Here is a 14,962-nt window from a genome sequence, read left to right as displayed (position 1 = left end):
GTAAAAATATTTGTTAATTTGAATAAATATCTTCGCCGTTTTTACGGGTGCGGAATAATTGCAAAATCCACGCATATTGCTCGGGCGTTTGCCCCACAAAATATTCAATGATTTCATTCATGGCTCGAGCCGATTGTACAGGATCATCAGTTAATGTCATCGGCGCTAAAATTTCCATTTGGTATTTACCTGCCTCGGCGTTATAGCGAGGGAACATTGGAATCACCACCGCCTTGGCTAATTTCGCCATTTTATTTAAACCCGGTAAGGTGGCCTTATAGGTGGCGAAAAAATCAACAAATTCACTGGCCTCTGCACCAAAATCTTCATCCGGTAAGTAATAGCCCATATGCCCGTTCTTCACCATAGATAAAAAAGGTTTAATGCCATTTTGACGGGTGTGCATTTTGCCACCAAAGCGTACTCTTGTTCTCGTCCAAAGCCAATCAATCAACAAATTACGATGTGGATTAAACATCGATGTCATTGGCATGCCATGGGTGTGTAAAATAATCCCCGAGGCATCAATGGACCAGCTATGCGGCACCAATAAAATAATATTCTGCCCGTCCGCTTTAGCTTGTTGAATATGTTCAATGCCTAAAAATTCACTGCGTTGTTGCAAATGTTTTTTAGAACGTATCGCAATTTCTCCAATCCCTAACATCACTTGCCCCAGTGTGATAAACATCTCATCAATCACTTTTTCACGTTGTTGTTCGGTCCAATCGGGGAAACAGAGGGTCAAATTTAATCTGGCACGATGGCGTTGTTTTTTGGCTTTTTGTCCCGCAATTAAGCCGATTTTGCCCGCGAGTTTATCCCGCCAACGATAAGGAATAAAGGCCAATATAATTAACAATACAATACCAAGCCAAATGCCCCAATATTGCGGTTTTAAATATTGCCATGAAAAATGTGGCTCATAGCCCACTCTGGCCGTTTCACGTATCTTATTTTCTGGATGTTGCATTAATTAAACCAACCTTGATCATAGGCCATTTTAGCGGTCATCATAAAAGACATGATCACCACCATTGGGCGAATTAATTTTTTGCCTTTGGTGAGTACCATTCTCGCACCTAAATTGGCCCCAATAAATTGACCACACATCATCGCCAAGCCCACGGTCCACAAAATGTGTCCACCAATCAAAAAGAAAATCAGCGAGGCAATATTTGACGTGCAGTTCAACACTTTCGCATGCGCCGTGGCTTTCGGTAAATTAAACCCCAGTAAAGTCACGAAAGCTAAACTCAATAATGATCCGGTGCCAGGGCCAAAAAAACCATCATAAAAACCAATGCCCAAGCCAGCCGTGAACGCAAAGCCCGCAAAAGAAAAACGTTGATGGCGATCTTCTTCGCCCAATGTGGGCGTGAATAAAAAATACAGCCCCATGGCTAATACTAAAAAAGGAATCACCTTTTTAATAAACGAACTGTCAATATGCTGAATTAACACCGTGCCAATCACCGCACCGATAAAGGTCATCAGAATCAACAACCCAATCTGGCGTAAATTCACCGCTTTACGGCGAATAAAATACAAACTGGCCGAAAAAGAACCGCCACAGGCTTGTAATTTATTGGTGCCTAAGGCCAATACTGGTGGAATGCCCGCCATTAACAAAGCGGGAATGGTGATCAAACCACCACCACCCGCAATGGCATCAATAAAGCCAGCGACCAAGGCCACGGCAAATAATAAACTGAGGATTTCTAGGCTAATTTCCACCGCACTTTCTCCTGATTATTCTAACCATTCACTGCGTTTAGGTGAATTTAACACCTGCTGACATAAAAATGGCTCTGCGGGTTTCGCTTTCACTGTGCTACTTGTGCTAGCAGAAGGTTTTTTCGGTTCAAACCAAGAATACAATTCTCCCCCACAACCATCTCCTGCCGGCACCGGCGCTTGATTTTCACAATAAGTTGCGCCTTGCGGACAAGCTAAACGTACGTGAAAATGGCTATCATGACCATACCAAGGACGAATTTTATGTAACCAACTGCGATCGGCTTTTTCCGTTTGGCAAAGTTTTACTTTAATGGCGGGGTTCACAAAAATACGGGTCACTTGATTATCCTGTGCCGCTAATTTAATTAAATTAAAGTGGTTCTGATTCCAAACACGTTCATCCACCACTTGAGCGGCACGATTTACCACTAACAAGCCTTTACCATCCGAATTTAAGGCCTCTTGATCCGACATAGCGCCCATGCGCAACCAAATATCCGCATCCAAGCCCATTTGATGGCTAGCGTGACCCGTTAAGAAACGCCCGCCACCGGGCATGGCAATATCGCCCACTAACATGGTCGGCAACCCCGCTTTTTTTACTCGTTGACCTAAGCGTTGTAAGTAACTAATCATATCAGGGTGACCATAATAACGGTTTTTATTGATACGAATCACCTGATACCCCTCCCCTCTTGCGGGTAAGGCTTTTGCGCCGATAATACAGCCGTTGGCATAAGAACCAATCGGTTGAGCTTGCCCATTTTCACTGGGAATCGGGCGTTTCACTCGTTGCCATTCCGCTGGCGAGGCCAAAACGGTGGTTGATATGCCTAAAAGTGCGGTTAAAATGAATGCTGTTTTTTTCAATGTCATGTTAAAAAATTTCCGATAAATAAAAATTAAATCCCCGTTTGTAGGATTTCATACTGTTGTAAAATAATCTGTTTAAAATTCTCACTGCAACTGGCCCAGTCGATCACATCCACAAAAATCGGTAAATCGGATTCACTAAAGGCCTCTTCAATATCTGCTTGCTGACGAATGGACATCGGCTGTTGGGTAATCACGGCTAAATCCAAATCGGAATATTTTTTTGCCGTCCCTTTGATTCGGGAACCAAACACCCACACAGGCAAATCAGGTACGAACTTCGCCAAAATACCTTTGACAATATTGAGATTTTCTTCGCTTAAGTCAATCATAAAGACGGTCCTTGACGCAAACGCAACTGTTCCACTAAAAAACGGCTACTTTGTAAAAAATCCGCCATCTCGCTGTACACCTTTTCGGCTTTCGTTTGATCGTAAGTGTGCGAAGTAATATTCCGCATTTTGCGAAATTCCACCCATTGATTTGGATTGTCAATTAAGCCAAACTGAGCAGCCATGCGTAATACATCACGAAAATCGCTACTGTCCACATCAATGTCATTGGACACAATCAAGTTTAACTGGCGTTTGAGCATTTTAATAGCAAGTTCATAAACAAACTCAAATTTCTGAATCGCCCCTGCAATTAATGTGTCTTGCACGATTTCTGTTTGAGCGTTAAACCAATCTTCATTGGACAACGTCAATAGGGTTTGATCTAAAGAATCAAAGGCATTTTCTAACGCAGAGATATCCAGTTTTTGTTTTTGCAAATTGTCCATGTTCTGTCCTATTTTTCACCGCCGTTTTATCGACACTGTGCCTTAAACCGCAATAAATGATCCAACAACACAATGGCCATCATGGCTTCCGCAATCGGCACTGCTCGAATACCCACACAAGGATCATGACGCCCTTTGGTGATCAAGTCAACCGCCTGATTATGAATATCCACCGTACGACCTGAAATCGTAATACTTGAGGTCGGTTTTAACGCAATGGTGGCAATAATCGGTTGACCATTGCTAATTCCGCCTAAAATCCCCCCCGCATGGTTGGATAAAAAGCCCTCGGGTGTCATTTCATCACGGTGTTCGGTGCCTTTTTGATTTACGACGGCAAAACCGTCACCGATTTCCACGGCTTTCACTGCATTAATGCTCATTAAGGCATGGGCGAGATCGGCATCTAAACGATCAAAGACCGGTTCACCAAGGCCAACAGGCACATGTTCCGCTACTACGGTTAATTTAGCCCCGATAGAATTGCCCTCTTTTTTTAAACGGCGGATCAATTCATCGAATTTTTCCACCGCACTTGGGTCGGGGCTAAAAAATGGATTGGAATTCACCTGTTGCCAGTCAATTTGGCTAATGTCAACCACCGTTTGCGGATCAATTTGTACATCCCCAATTTGAGATAAATAGCCTCTGACTTCAATGCCAAACTGCTCCCGCAAATATTTTTTAGCAATGGCGCCTGCGGCCACTCGCATAGCGGTTTCACGCGCAGAAGAACGACCACCGCCACGGTAATCACGAATGCCGTATTTTTGTTGATAGGTAAAATCGGCATGACCGGGGCGGAATTGATGTTTAATCTCGCCGTAATCTTGCGAACGTTGATCGGCATTTTTAATGATTAAACCAATGCTCGTGCCTGTGGTTTTGCCCTCAAAGACGCCCGATAAAATCTGCACTTCATCATCTTCACGACGTGGCGTGGTATAACGTGATGTACCCGGTTTGCGACGATCCAAGTCCGGTTGAATATCGGCTTCGGTTAACGCCATATTGGGCGGAACACCGTCTACAATACAACCTAGCGCAATGCCATGGGATTCGCCAAAGGTGGTGACTTTAAATAATTGTCCGATTGAATTTCCTGCCATGATAAATCCTTATGCTAATTTTTCTGAATGCACTTTAATTTCTTGATCTGTTTGCGTGTTTTTAATGTACACGTCTAACTGATTAAAGGCAATCTCAATATTATGTTCAGTAAATAATTGATTAATTCGACTATTTAAGAAATCTTGGGTCGGCGTACGATCACCGATTTTATCTACATACACACGCAATTCATGATCTAAAGTGCTGTCGCCAAAATTCAAGAAATAGGCTTTTGGTGCGGGTTCTTTCAAGATACGATCACTTTCAGAGGCCGCTTGTAATAATAAACGTTTCACCAATTCCAAATCTGAACCGTAAGCGACCCCAACTTGAATCACCACCCTTGTACTGGTATTGCTTAATGCCCAGTTAGTCAAACGACTGGTGATAAAGGCTTTATTTGGCATAATCACTTCTTTGCCATCAAAATCTACAATTGTCGTGGCGCGGATACGAATTTTGGAAACCGTGCCACTAAAACCATCAATGGTCACCACATCCCCAATACGAACGGGACGTTCAAATAAGATAATGATACCCGACACGAAATTCGCAAAGATTTCTTGCATACCAAAACCTAAACCAACGGATAATGCAGCAAATAGCCATTGTAATTTCGACCACGACATCCCCAACATACCAAAGGAAAGTGCCGCCCCCAACGCAATAATAATATAGGTTAATAAGGTCGTGATAGTGTAAGGCGTGCCTTGCGATAGTTTTATATTCGAGAAGATTAAGACTTCTAATAATCCACTCAGGTTACGAATGATAATATAGGTCACAAATAACACAATGACGGCAATCAATAAATTCAGCAACGTGATAGATTCCATCACCGTGCCTGCCTCTGTGGTGACACTTTGTTGCCACAAGGTGACGCCGTTGAGATAGTAGGCCACGGTGACTAAATCAGACCACACAATATACATCAAGCCAAATAATCCTACCCACAAGGAAAAATCAATTAAACGTAACACCTGATCTTTCACTTGACTCACGGCTAATGCGTCATCTTGCTGTGGCATATCAAGCATTAATTCTTCTTCATTACTATCGCTATTGTTGTCTGCCTGTTGTTTTGCCATAATCTGCTCACGTTTTTCTTTTAAACGGCGAGCCGCCAAACGACGAGCGGATACTTCTAAGGCACGGTAAATCAAGCTCCGCACAATCAACCAAGTAGTTAATGCCATGTAAGAGGAAATTAAATGCTCAATCAACACTAATGAGGTGTAATAATACCCCAACCCAATCAAAATAATTAGAGAGATTGGCGCAAGCAAGGAGAAAAACCGCAAAAACCGCAGCAAATAGATTTTCATGCTTTGCTGGTGCGTTAAGGTATGTTGGTAAGAACTGATCGCCAAACGCATTTCAGGGCCGATCATCAACAACAGGATAATCAACACGGAAATCGTCATGATTTCACCGAGGATATCGTAGGCAACACCGCCCTCTAAATTCGTGAAAATGGAGGTATTTAATAATAATGCCACCACCCACATGGAACGTTTTAGAATACGTCGGAAATTTTCAGAACTTTGTTTTGGCATTTTAAAATGGGTATGCGCAATGCCATTTGGGCGTAATAATGCCAACATAAAGGCAAAATACAACCAATAGCCCGCCATTTTTAAGCCCCATGTCCAAGCCTCAGTGGGATCTTGCAAACAGAAATAGGTCACCAGAATAAACAGAATTAAAAACACAAAAGTGCTTGGCAAACATAAAATTAAGGTCCAAAACACCGCACTTGGCGTATTCCATTGATTATCGCTACCTAAGGTTTTTAATTTATTATTAATTTCGGTAATTTTCTGCTTAATCTTGTTTTTTTGACGCAAAATCGCTAACGTACACAACAATAATATCGCCACTAAAAAACTCGCTGACCACACATTATCTCGCCAGTTGGAAAAGTCAAAACGTTTAGCAATATCACGAGATTGGAATTTAAGATAAGTCGGTAAATTCTTGAAAAAATCCAGATCAATCGACGCATTACTTTTCACCCAGAAACTTTGTTGTTTGAGTTTATCTTGCAATGTATCACTGATGGTTTGCACTTGTTGCTGATTTAATTCAATATTGATAGATAAATTTAATTGGTTATTTAACTGTTTCAATACGTCCGAAATCACCTTACTACGTTCTTCAATAATGGTTTTCAGACGTGCCCGTTCTTTATCGGTAAAGGTAATTTTTTCTTCTTTCGCCAAGTTATCAATATAGCTGTCAACGTTATTCATACGATCACGAAATTCGCTAATATCAAAAATTCTCACCCGTAAATCGGCAATCTTTTTGGATAAGCCAGAAATCATCTCATCTTTAGGCAACGATTGACGTTGTTTATTAATCACACGAGAAAGAATCAAGGTGCCTTGCAACGAACTAATTTGTTCATCAATATTCCGTTGGGTTTGTTGTAAATTATCTAAAATGCTTTTTATACGTAAGTGATCTTGCGACAAAGCATTAAGCTGCGTGGTCTGCGCCAATAATTCCTCACTGACTCGAGCATTAAATTCGAGTTCACGGACAATCACAGGATTATCGGTGGTATTACTATTTTTTTGTGCCGTCGCTTGTTCTAATTGATTTTGGCTCTCTTGCAGATTTTTTGTATTAATTGCCGTTTGCAATTCCACCAATTCGGCTTGTAATTGCTGTTGCATTAAGGTTTTTTCTTCTAACTGACTGGTGTACAAACTGGTTAAGGATTCATTGCCACCGAGCTGAATTTGTTTGTAATTGTTACTGGCCAGTAAATAATCTAATTCTACCGTCAATCTTGCTCGTCTGGTGCTTGAGGTACTGGCTGATGCAAGGGCGTCATTAATGGCTTGAATACGTGCGGAGTTTTCCGTCAAGGTCGCTTGTGTCCGTTCTGGCACACTTTTTTGGCTAGACAAATTTGCATTCAGTGTGGTTAAATCCGCTTGAATTTGTTGCAAATTCTGATTAATTTCATCTACATGGGTTTTCATCTGATCCACAGATAAATTCGCCAAGGATTTTTGGATCTGTTCCGCACTCCGCGCTTTCGATTTCAGATGACGAATATTTTGCTGGCTATGTTGTAACGCCTCTGCGGAATCTTGAATTTGCTTGGTTAAATTCTCATTATCCTGTTTCTGCTTATCTAATTGCGTCAGTAATGCCAAGGTTTCTTCTAAATTCTTAATATCCGCTTGGTTATCTTCCGCTTGATTGTCTTTTTGCAGACTGGCTAATTGGGTTTGAATCTCTTTCGCCGTGGGTAAATTCGCCGACGCAGGCAAGCTCAGGGTGAATAATATGGCGAAAAAAAGGTGGCTCAACGCCTTGTAAAACATACTCATAAATTACGCTCTGATTAAGTCGGCCAATGCCTGTTTAAGGCTAGCCCGTGAAATTTTAATATTACCTTGCGATTTCACCGTTAACGGAAAATAACGCACTGGCTGTTTAAATCGTTCAATTTTATCTTGTAACCAATCTTGCAGATTTTGCACCGCAGTTTGACAAAAATCCTGTTGAAATGTCACCATTGCCACAGGACGTTGACCAAATTCTTGATCTGCCACAGGGAGGACAAAAACCTGTTCTACACTGGGATGTTGTTGAATAATTTGCTCAATTTCTTCTGGCTGAATATTTTCACCGCCCGAAATAAATTGATTATCCAAGCGTCCTAAAATATGCAACTGTTCACCGTCCCAAACGGCTTTGTCTTTGGTGGCTAACCAACCTTGTGAATTGGTCACCGGCTGAAGATGACCTTGTTGCCAATAGCCTAAAGCCAATCCTGCGCCTTTGAGCCAAATTTCATCTTTGACGATCTGAAATTCACGCCCCAACAAAGGTTGCCCCACGCCCGATTGGCCATCACAACGTTTGGCAAAAACCGTTGAGGCCATTTCTGTCATGCCATAACCCGCGTAGGTTTGGATACCAAGTGCGGTTAATTTTTGGGTTATTTCGAGGGGAATATTCGCGCCCCCTAATAAAATCGCTTGCGTTTGCACCGCACTTTTCGGCTTTGTGGCCACATCATCAAGTAACCGTAATGCCTGTGTTGGCACCAACGATACATGACTAGCTTGCAAAACATCTGCATAAAAATCCGCACTCGGCACATGCAATTCCGCCCCTTGCGCTAACCAACGCCACACAATGCCTTGACCTGACACATGATACAAGGGTAATGACAGTAACCAAGATTTGTCTGGCGTAAAGGCCATTAAAGCACAAACGCCCGCCGCATTGGCTAAATGAGCTTGTACATTATGCACTATCGCTTTTGGTTGCCCTGTTGAACCCGAGGTTAAGGTTAACGTCAATCCCTCATGGTGTTCAACCCGATCTGCCATAGGCGATATGGCCATTGGTTTTTCTGTATGGGTACAATCAATCCAATATTGAATTTGATGGGTCACACAAAGTTGATGTATTTTTTCACGAGGGAAAGCGGGATTAATGCCCAAAACCCGCATATTACCTTGCAATCCCGCCAAATAACAGAGCAATAATTCAAGGCTATTTTTCCCCGACAAGGCCACGCCACTGCCTGTGCTTAATCCTAATGCCGTTAACCAAGCCAATTTGGCTGAAATCTGCTGCGCCAGTTCAAACCAACTAAAAGCAACGCCCTGCGAGTGATCTCGCAAGGCGATTTGCGCTTGTTTCTGCGGCTGATTCGCATAAATTTGCCAAGGCAATAGTTGCATAACGATAATCTTGCCTGAATGCTTAATCGGCCACAAAAGCGTTTTTCACATAATCAATGGTTTTCTCATCAAAGCCCATTTCACGCATCACGCCCTCAAACATAATCATTTTACGGCCACTGTTATTATTGGTAATTACCCAATGTGGACTGTTTGGAATTTGTTTTGGTTTGGTGTGATTACCCGCCCCCAATAAGGTTTGTTCATCTTGTGCAAAATAGACTCGGGTTCGACCTTGTACATTTTCGCTCCGAATGGCAGCGGAAAAATCCGCTGGATTCGATTGATACAACCCACTTAAAATCGTTAAAAAACGTACCACCGCTTTGGTTTCTTGTTTAAATTCAGGTGCGTCCAATAAGGCGACTAACGCACGACTATCACCTTGTTTTACCTCTGTTGGCGCTGTTTGAACGGGCGGTTCTGGTGTATTCTCTGATTCGCCAACACTCACCTCGACTTCAGACTGGGTCGACGGAATATCTTCCTCGGGTGACGACGCTTGCGGTAAGGCGGTCTGTTCGGTTTCCGTTTCCGCTTTTTCCGATAAATCCAACGCCACCGAGCTAATACTTAAACAAGGCAAAGCTAATAAACGGCGTAAAATATCCGACGCACTTTCGCCAATAGACTGCGTATGGCTGGCAATATATTGATAGAGTTCTTCATCTACTTCAATTATTTTCATTTATTCTGCTCTCAAAACTTGATTAACAATCCATTTTTTCGCATTATACCTACTTCTGATCAAATTCTCTATGTAAAAAACGATTAAAAAAGCCATGTCAGCTCAACAATTACTCAATTATCAATTTAGCGCCTGTCAACAGGATCAGGCGAAAACTATTGTCTTTATTCACGGCCTTTTTGGTGACATGAATAACCTCGGGATTATCGCCCGTGCATTCAGTGAAAAATACCACATTTTACGCCTTGATTTACGCAATCACGGCCAGAGTTTCCATTCTGATGAAATGAACTACGATCTGATGGCACAAGATGTGATTGCGGTGTTAAATCATCTCCAACTCAACCACGTAATTTTAGTGGGTCATTCCATGGGCGGCAAAACCGCCATGCGAGTGGCACATTTACGCCCTGACTTACTCGACAAATTAATTGTGATTGATATTGCCCCCGTGCGTTATCAGCACAACTGGCATAATGATGTGTTTATGGGGCTGTTGGCAGTGAAACAAGCCAAGGTTGACAGTCGACAACAGGCCAAACCGCTGTTAGCTGAACATATCAAAGAGGAAAGCATTCAACAATTTATGTTGAAATCTTTCGATCCTCAGGCCCCTGAAAAATTTCGTTTTAATACCACCGCACTTTATCAACATTATACGGATATTATGGATTGGCAAGCGCAATCGCCATGCCAGATACCGACACTGTTCATCAAAGGCGGTTTATCGGATTATATTCATCCCGACGATAGCCAACGAATTTTGGCCCAATTTCCGCAAGCCACCTCCTTTACCGTCAACGGTGCAGGCCACTGGATCCATGCGGAAAAGCCAGATTTTGTGGTCAGAGCCATTGAACGGTTTCTTCAATCACATTAATCTTAATTTAGGCATTTAAATTATAGGGAATTTATGATATAGTTCCGCCATTATTCTCACTTCAGCTAATCATTATCATCATACGAATGATTGTTAATAAAGGCGATAATGAACGGTAATAAAAAATGGCAAAACAAGACGCAGATTGCATTACGTTGGATCTTTTTGCTGATGAAAGACGTGTCGGACGTCCGAAAACCAATCCGTTAAGCAGAGAACAACAAATCCGCATAAATAAACGCAACCAACTACGGCGTGACAAATCTAGCGGATTAAAACGAATAGAATTAAAATTACATCACCAGTTGGTGCAACAATTAGAAGAACTGGCCCAACTGAGCAAACTCAGTCGAGCCGATGTAATCGAAAACATATTACAAAATTATTTTAATATTCAAGGAAATAGGTAAATAAAAAATGGCTATTGTTGGTTTATTTTACGGTAGTGACACAGGCAACACAGAAAACATTGCCAAAATGATTCAAAAACAACTTGGCAACGAATTAGTGGATATTCGTGACATTGCCAAAAGCACCAAAGAAGATATTGAAAGCTACGATTTTCTCATGATCGGCATTCCCACTTGGTATTACGGCGAGGCACAATGTGACTGGGACGATTTCTTCCCAACCTTAGAAAAAATTGATTTTACGGACAAATTAGTGGCCATTTTTGGCTGTGGCGATCAAGAAGATTATGCCGATTATTTTTGTGATGCCATGGGTACCGTACGCAATATTATTGAACCAAATGGGGCGATCATTGTCGGAAACTGGTCAACGGAAGGATACAATTTTGAATCTTCACAAGCCTTAATTGACGACAATACGTTTGTTGGGCTTTGTATTGATGAAGATCGCCAACCAGAATTAACCGCTGAACGTGTCGAAACTTGGGTGAAACAAGTTTATGATGAAATGTGTTTAGCAGAACTCGCATAAGGAAAATCACTATGTCAGAAGAAAATATCAAATTACTCAAAAAAGTGGGCCTCAAAATCACTGAACCACGTTTAACCATTTTGGCACTTATGCAAGCCCACAAAATGGAACACTTTTCTGCGGAAGATGTGTACAAACTGTTACTTGAACAAGGCGAAGAAATCGGTTTAGCCACGGTCTATCGTGTATTAAATCAGTTCCATGAGGCCAAAATTTTAACCCGTCACAATTTTGAGGGCAATAAATCGGTGTTTGAACTTGCCCCAACCGTTCATCACGACCACATTATTTGTGTAGATTGTGGCAAAGTGTTTGAATTTAACGACACCGTGATTGAAGAACGCCAAAAACAAATCAGTAAAGAACATGGTATTCAATTAGAAAATCACAGCTTATATCTGTATGGAAAATGTACGGATATTGAGAAATGTGAGAAATAATGCCATCTCATAAAATAAAGCCTGTCATGCGGGTAAATATTTGACTATTTACCCAATATCCGCTAATATTCGCCCAAAATTTCGTCACATCATCCAAACACGAATGAATTTATGAGAAAAAGCGGGCAAAATCACATAATCAAGCAAGCAAGCAAGCAAGCAAGCAAGCAAGCAAGCAAATAATTTTCAAAATTTTTGCACTTGCTTGTCAAGGCTTTTTTCATTTCCTACGCCGACAACATTTTTTTCTCCGACAACATCATCTTATCACGTTTTCGTTAACCAATCGTATACGCATAACACTGCATTAAATCTTGTTAATGTGGCGTTATTGTTCATTTTTATTCTCTAACTTTTTTAAATTAGGACACAAACCATGACAATCCAATTAATCATAAAATCCCCTTCAGTCGCAGCACAAACTATTTATGTTCCGACTAACGCTGCCAATCACGCTGTTAAAATCAAACATGCGGGCAATAAAGTGGTCTATGAGCTGCTTGAACAAGATACCTATCTTGCCCCGAAAAGCATTCAATCCGAACGGGTTGGTGATGATTTACATATTCGTTTTAATGGCTCTGCTGATACGGATCTGGTGATTGAACAATATTATCGTGACCCTGCGGTGATCACGGGGTTAGCTGAAAATGGACAATATTACACTTATGTGCCAGCCAACGGTGAGCCAACCCATGCCATTGCAGCCCTTAATCAAAGCGTTCTTGCTACCCACGTATTAGGCGGTGAGGCCATTGCCTTGGGCAGTGAATTACCTTGGGGCTGGATTGGCGTTGGCGTCTTGTCTGCAACAGCATTGCTGTTTGCCTTAAGCGATAAAGGCGATACGCACAATCATTACACGACGTCTAGCGAAGAAACGATCACTGTCACTACGCCAAATCCTGTGTTACGGGTATATGACATCAACAAACTTAATCAAGAAGAACAAGCAGCACTACAAGCCGAGGTGAAAAAACTCAATCCAACCGCGACAACGGTGATTGTGGACGAGCAAGGTTTTGTGATTTTATCTTATCCAAATGGGCAAACCCGCACCATTTCCCCACAAAATACCGTAGAACTCAATTCCGCTGCCCGCACTGAGCCTGAAATTGAAACCGTGGCGGTGACCAATCCAGCACATTTGCGTGACTACGATATTAACAACCTTGAAACGGCCGCCAATGCTTATAAAGAAAAAGTCAATGCCGAAACCAATGACAGTAACCGAAAAATTACGGAAGTCAGCGTCAACAACAAAACTGGCGATATCACCATTGTTTATGGTGATAACTCAAAAGAAACCGTGGAAGCGAAGCAATTTGTGCAAGATTTACCGCCTGCGCAACCGAGTGTGAAAGATGATAATGGTACGGTCACTTTTTATTTGGGTGATAAGGAGAGCAATCCACATGGAGATGGGGATGTGGCGACTTTGGTGTTTACTAAACCGAATGAAGCAGAAACCACCGTCATTTTAACTTACAATGCAAATACTGAAAAATGGGAAGATACCAGCAGTAAATTAACCCCAGAACAACTGGAAGAAATCAATACAAAAGGGACATTGACACTTACGGAAAAGGAAGTGCAAGACGGTTCGGAAATAAGTATTAACGTAGCAGATAAAACTCAATTAGTTTCAGATAAAACTCATGCCACCGCCTTTGCCATGCCTAATGTTATTTTAGAAGAATTAAAATCTGATGGTACGGCTGTTGATCCAAATAACCACGAAATATCTGATGGTCGGGTGAGAATGATATTACCAATGGAAAGTACTGATACTTACAAAATAGAAAACGGTGACATAATTACGCTTAATGGACAAACAGAATATAGTCGCGGATTTTACTTTACATTTACATATAACAATTCAAAATGGGAGCTAACATCCAAAACACTAAATAATGGCTATACCTATGATCCAGAAACAGGGGTATTCATACTTGAAAATGATGATTACAATAAGAATAATGACACCATATCAGCTACTTACAACAATGTTAGTAGATCTAATGCTGATGTAGCCTATCAAGAAAAGCAGGAAGCTACTAGTTTGAAATTACAATCTACAGGTTATCGTGTCGGTGATAGCCAAGTAGATGACACCCTTGTTTTTGTGCAAGATATTAACAATATTGACATCACAGAACAAACAGAAATTCTGAACTTAGCCAAAGCAATTAATAATCCCAAAGCAGAGCCCATCACTTATTACCTAGGACAAGAATCTGACGGTTATGGGTTCCAATATTCCTTTATTAACGTGGAAACAGGGGAAAATGGCACAGTAGCAAAAGTGGAAGTGAGTTATCGTGACGGTTCAAAAAACATTGTGACCATTCCTGTCGCTGAAGATTTAAGTACCCAAAGCTACAATGGTACAGATGCTGACGATATTGTTGCTCTCAGCACCACAGCCAGCCAAACGATCAATCTTGGCAATGGTAATGACACCGTGATTTTCGCGGCGGACAACGGTAATTTCAGTTTAAATAACATTCAATCTGCTGAAAATATTAAAATTATGGGTTCTGGCAACACCTTAACCCTAAGCTTAAGCGATCTCACCGACAACGGTTCAAACCTCATTATCAATGACAATGGCACGGGCAATAAAGTCAAACTAGACAGCAGCTTTACCCAAGGCAGCAAAGATAACGGCTATTACACTTATTCTAACGGCACCTATACGCTGAAAATTGAGACGGATATCAGTGTAGAAACCCTCTAACCCATTGGGCGGACATAAAAATCCGCCCTTTGTTTCTTTATATGGGGAGCGTA

The 14,962-nt window shown here is 41.6% G+C and carries 14 protein-coding genes; 5 read left to right on the top strand and 9 right to left on the bottom strand.

The features are described 5' to 3' along the window. Positions 1 to 13 precede the first annotated feature (13 nt). Genes lpxM through seqA form a run of 9 tightly spaced genes read right to left on the bottom strand, consistent with a single transcriptional unit; the run spans position 14 to position 9,907 of the window. Complete coding sequence (lpxM, locus tag ACTG7X_RS01290; protein ID WP_439256741.1) at positions 14 to 973, bottom strand: lauroyl-Kdo(2)-lipid IV(A) myristoyltransferase; 960 nt, start codon at positions 971 to 973, stop codon at positions 14 to 16. After that, positions 973 to 1,737 (bottom strand): TSUP family transporter, encoded by a 765-nt coding sequence (locus tag ACTG7X_RS01285; protein WP_439256740.1) that lies wholly within the window; start codon positions 1,735 to 1,737, stop codon positions 973 to 975. The genes lpxM and ACTG7X_RS01285 overlap by 1 nt, the downstream gene beginning before the upstream one ends. A 15-nt stretch (positions 1,738 to 1,752) precedes the next feature. Beyond that, positions 1,753 to 2,616 carry a penicillin-insensitive murein endopeptidase gene (mepA, locus tag ACTG7X_RS01280; RefSeq protein WP_439256739.1) on the bottom strand — a complete coding sequence of 288 codons (864 nt, stop codon included), beginning with the start codon at positions 2,614 to 2,616 and terminating at the stop codon, positions 1,753 to 1,755. A gap of 26 nt (positions 2,617 to 2,642) precedes the next feature. Next, a complete protein-coding gene (locus tag ACTG7X_RS01275; RefSeq protein ID WP_439256738.1) occupies positions 2,643 to 2,945 on the bottom strand; it encodes a nucleotidyltransferase family protein in 303 nt (100 codons plus the stop codon). Further along, positions 2,942 to 3,394 (bottom strand): nucleotidyltransferase substrate binding protein, encoded by a 453-nt coding sequence (locus ACTG7X_RS01270; protein ID WP_439256737.1) that lies wholly within the window; start codon positions 3,392 to 3,394, stop codon positions 2,942 to 2,944. The genes ACTG7X_RS01275 and ACTG7X_RS01270 overlap by 4 nt, the downstream gene beginning before the upstream one ends. Before the next feature lie 26 nt (positions 3,395 to 3,420). Next, the gene (aroC, locus tag ACTG7X_RS01265) at positions 3,421 to 4,503 is read right to left on the bottom strand and encodes a chorismate synthase (protein WP_439240785.1); all 1,083 of its coding nucleotides are present in this window, start codon (positions 4,501 to 4,503) and stop codon (positions 3,421 to 3,423) included. A 9-nt stretch (positions 4,504 to 4,512) separates the two neighbouring features. Then, positions 4,513 to 7,845, bottom strand: a complete 3,333-nt coding sequence (mscK, locus tag ACTG7X_RS01260) for a mechanosensitive channel MscK (protein WP_439256868.1) — start codon at positions 7,843 to 7,845, stop codon at positions 4,513 to 4,515. Between the two features lie 9 nt (positions 7,846 to 7,854). Beyond that, positions 7,855 to 9,219 carry an o-succinylbenzoate--CoA ligase gene (gene menE / locus ACTG7X_RS01255; protein ID WP_439256736.1) on the bottom strand — a complete coding sequence of 455 codons (1,365 nt, stop codon included), beginning with the start codon at positions 9,217 to 9,219 and terminating at the stop codon, positions 7,855 to 7,857. Positions 9,220 to 9,241: 22 nt separating this feature from the next. Continuing rightward, positions 9,242 to 9,907: a replication initiation negative regulator SeqA gene (seqA, locus tag ACTG7X_RS01250; protein WP_439256735.1), complete on the bottom strand. Its 666-nt coding sequence runs from the start codon at positions 9,905 to 9,907 to the stop codon at positions 9,242 to 9,244. A gap of 94 nt (positions 9,908 to 10,001) precedes the next feature. Here seqA and ACTG7X_RS01245 point away from each other — a divergent pair, with 94 nt between their 5' ends. The 5 genes from ACTG7X_RS01245 (at position 10,002) to ACTG7X_RS01225 (ending at position 14,909) form a co-directional block, all read left to right on the top strand. After that, positions 10,002 to 10,787, top strand: a complete 786-nt coding sequence (locus tag ACTG7X_RS01245) for an alpha/beta fold hydrolase (protein WP_439256734.1) — start codon at positions 10,002 to 10,004, stop codon at positions 10,785 to 10,787. 125 nt (positions 10,788 to 10,912) lie between these two features. Then, on the top strand, positions 10,913 to 11,197 hold the full coding sequence (ybfE, locus tag ACTG7X_RS01240; RefSeq protein ID WP_439256733.1) for a LexA regulated protein: 285 nt from the start codon (positions 10,913 to 10,915) through the stop codon (positions 11,195 to 11,197). Between the two features lie 7 nt (positions 11,198 to 11,204). Continuing rightward, positions 11,205 to 11,729, top strand: a complete 525-nt coding sequence (fldA, locus tag ACTG7X_RS01235) for a flavodoxin FldA (protein WP_439256732.1) — start codon at positions 11,205 to 11,207, stop codon at positions 11,727 to 11,729. A gap of 11 nt (positions 11,730 to 11,740) precedes the next feature. Beyond that, complete coding sequence (fur, locus tag ACTG7X_RS01230; protein WP_439240797.1) at positions 11,741 to 12,169, top strand: ferric iron uptake transcriptional regulator; 429 nt, start codon at positions 11,741 to 11,743, stop codon at positions 12,167 to 12,169. Positions 12,170 to 12,545: 376 nt separating this feature from the next. Beyond that, positions 12,546 to 14,909, top strand: coding sequence for a hypothetical protein (locus tag ACTG7X_RS01225; protein ID WP_439256731.1), 2,364 nt, complete (start codon positions 12,546 to 12,548; stop codon positions 14,907 to 14,909). Positions 14,910 to 14,962: the final 53 nt, after the last annotated feature.

The organism is Lonepinella sp. BR2271 (genome assembly GCF_051851515.1).
In the GTDB taxonomy this organism is placed as follows: Bacteria; Pseudomonadota; Gammaproteobacteria; order Enterobacterales; family Pasteurellaceae; genus Lonepinella.
Note: the sequence above shows the minus strand (reverse complement) of the source record. Positions and strands in the feature narration are given on the sequence as shown.

What these genes read in the sequence shown, in the direction of transcription:
- mepA (WP_439256739.1), bottom strand. Translation starts at nt 2,616, where the DNA reads ATGACATTGAAAAAAACAGCATTCATTTTAACCGCACTTTTAGGCATA.
- fur (WP_439240797.1), top strand. Translation starts at nt 11,741, where the DNA reads ATGTCAGAAGAAAATATCAAATTACTCAAAAAAGTGGGCCTCAAAATC.
- lpxM (WP_439256741.1), bottom strand. Translation starts at nt 973, where the DNA reads ATGCAACATCCAGAAAATAAGATACGTGAAACGGCCAGAGTGGGCTAT.
- seqA (WP_439256735.1), bottom strand. Translation starts at nt 9,907, where the DNA reads ATGAAAATAATTGAAGTAGATGAAGAACTCTATCAATATATTGCCAGC.
- fldA (WP_439256732.1), top strand. Translation starts at nt 11,205, where the DNA reads ATGGCTATTGTTGGTTTATTTTACGGTAGTGACACAGGCAACACAGAA.
- mscK (WP_439256868.1), bottom strand. Translation starts at nt 7,845, where the DNA reads ATGTTTTACAAGGCGTTGAGCCACCTTTTTTTCGCCATATTATTCACC.
- ACTG7X_RS01275 (WP_439256738.1), bottom strand. Translation starts at nt 2,945, where the DNA reads ATGATTGACTTAAGCGAAGAAAATCTCAATATTGTCAAAGGTATTTTG.
- ACTG7X_RS01270 (WP_439256737.1), bottom strand. Translation starts at nt 3,394, where the DNA reads ATGGACAATTTGCAAAAACAAAAACTGGATATCTCTGCGTTAGAAAAT.
- ACTG7X_RS01225 (WP_439256731.1), top strand. Translation starts at nt 12,546, where the DNA reads ATGACAATCCAATTAATCATAAAATCCCCTTCAGTCGCAGCACAAACT.
- aroC (WP_439240785.1), bottom strand. Translation starts at nt 4,503, where the DNA reads ATGGCAGGAAATTCAATCGGACAATTATTTAAAGTCACCACCTTTGGC.
- menE (WP_439256736.1), bottom strand. Translation starts at nt 9,219, where the DNA reads ATGCAACTATTGCCTTGGCAAATTTATGCGAATCAGCCGCAGAAACAA.
- ybfE (WP_439256733.1), top strand. Translation starts at nt 10,913, where the DNA reads ATGGCAAAACAAGACGCAGATTGCATTACGTTGGATCTTTTTGCTGAT.
- ACTG7X_RS01245 (WP_439256734.1), top strand. Translation starts at nt 10,002, where the DNA reads ATGTCAGCTCAACAATTACTCAATTATCAATTTAGCGCCTGTCAACAG.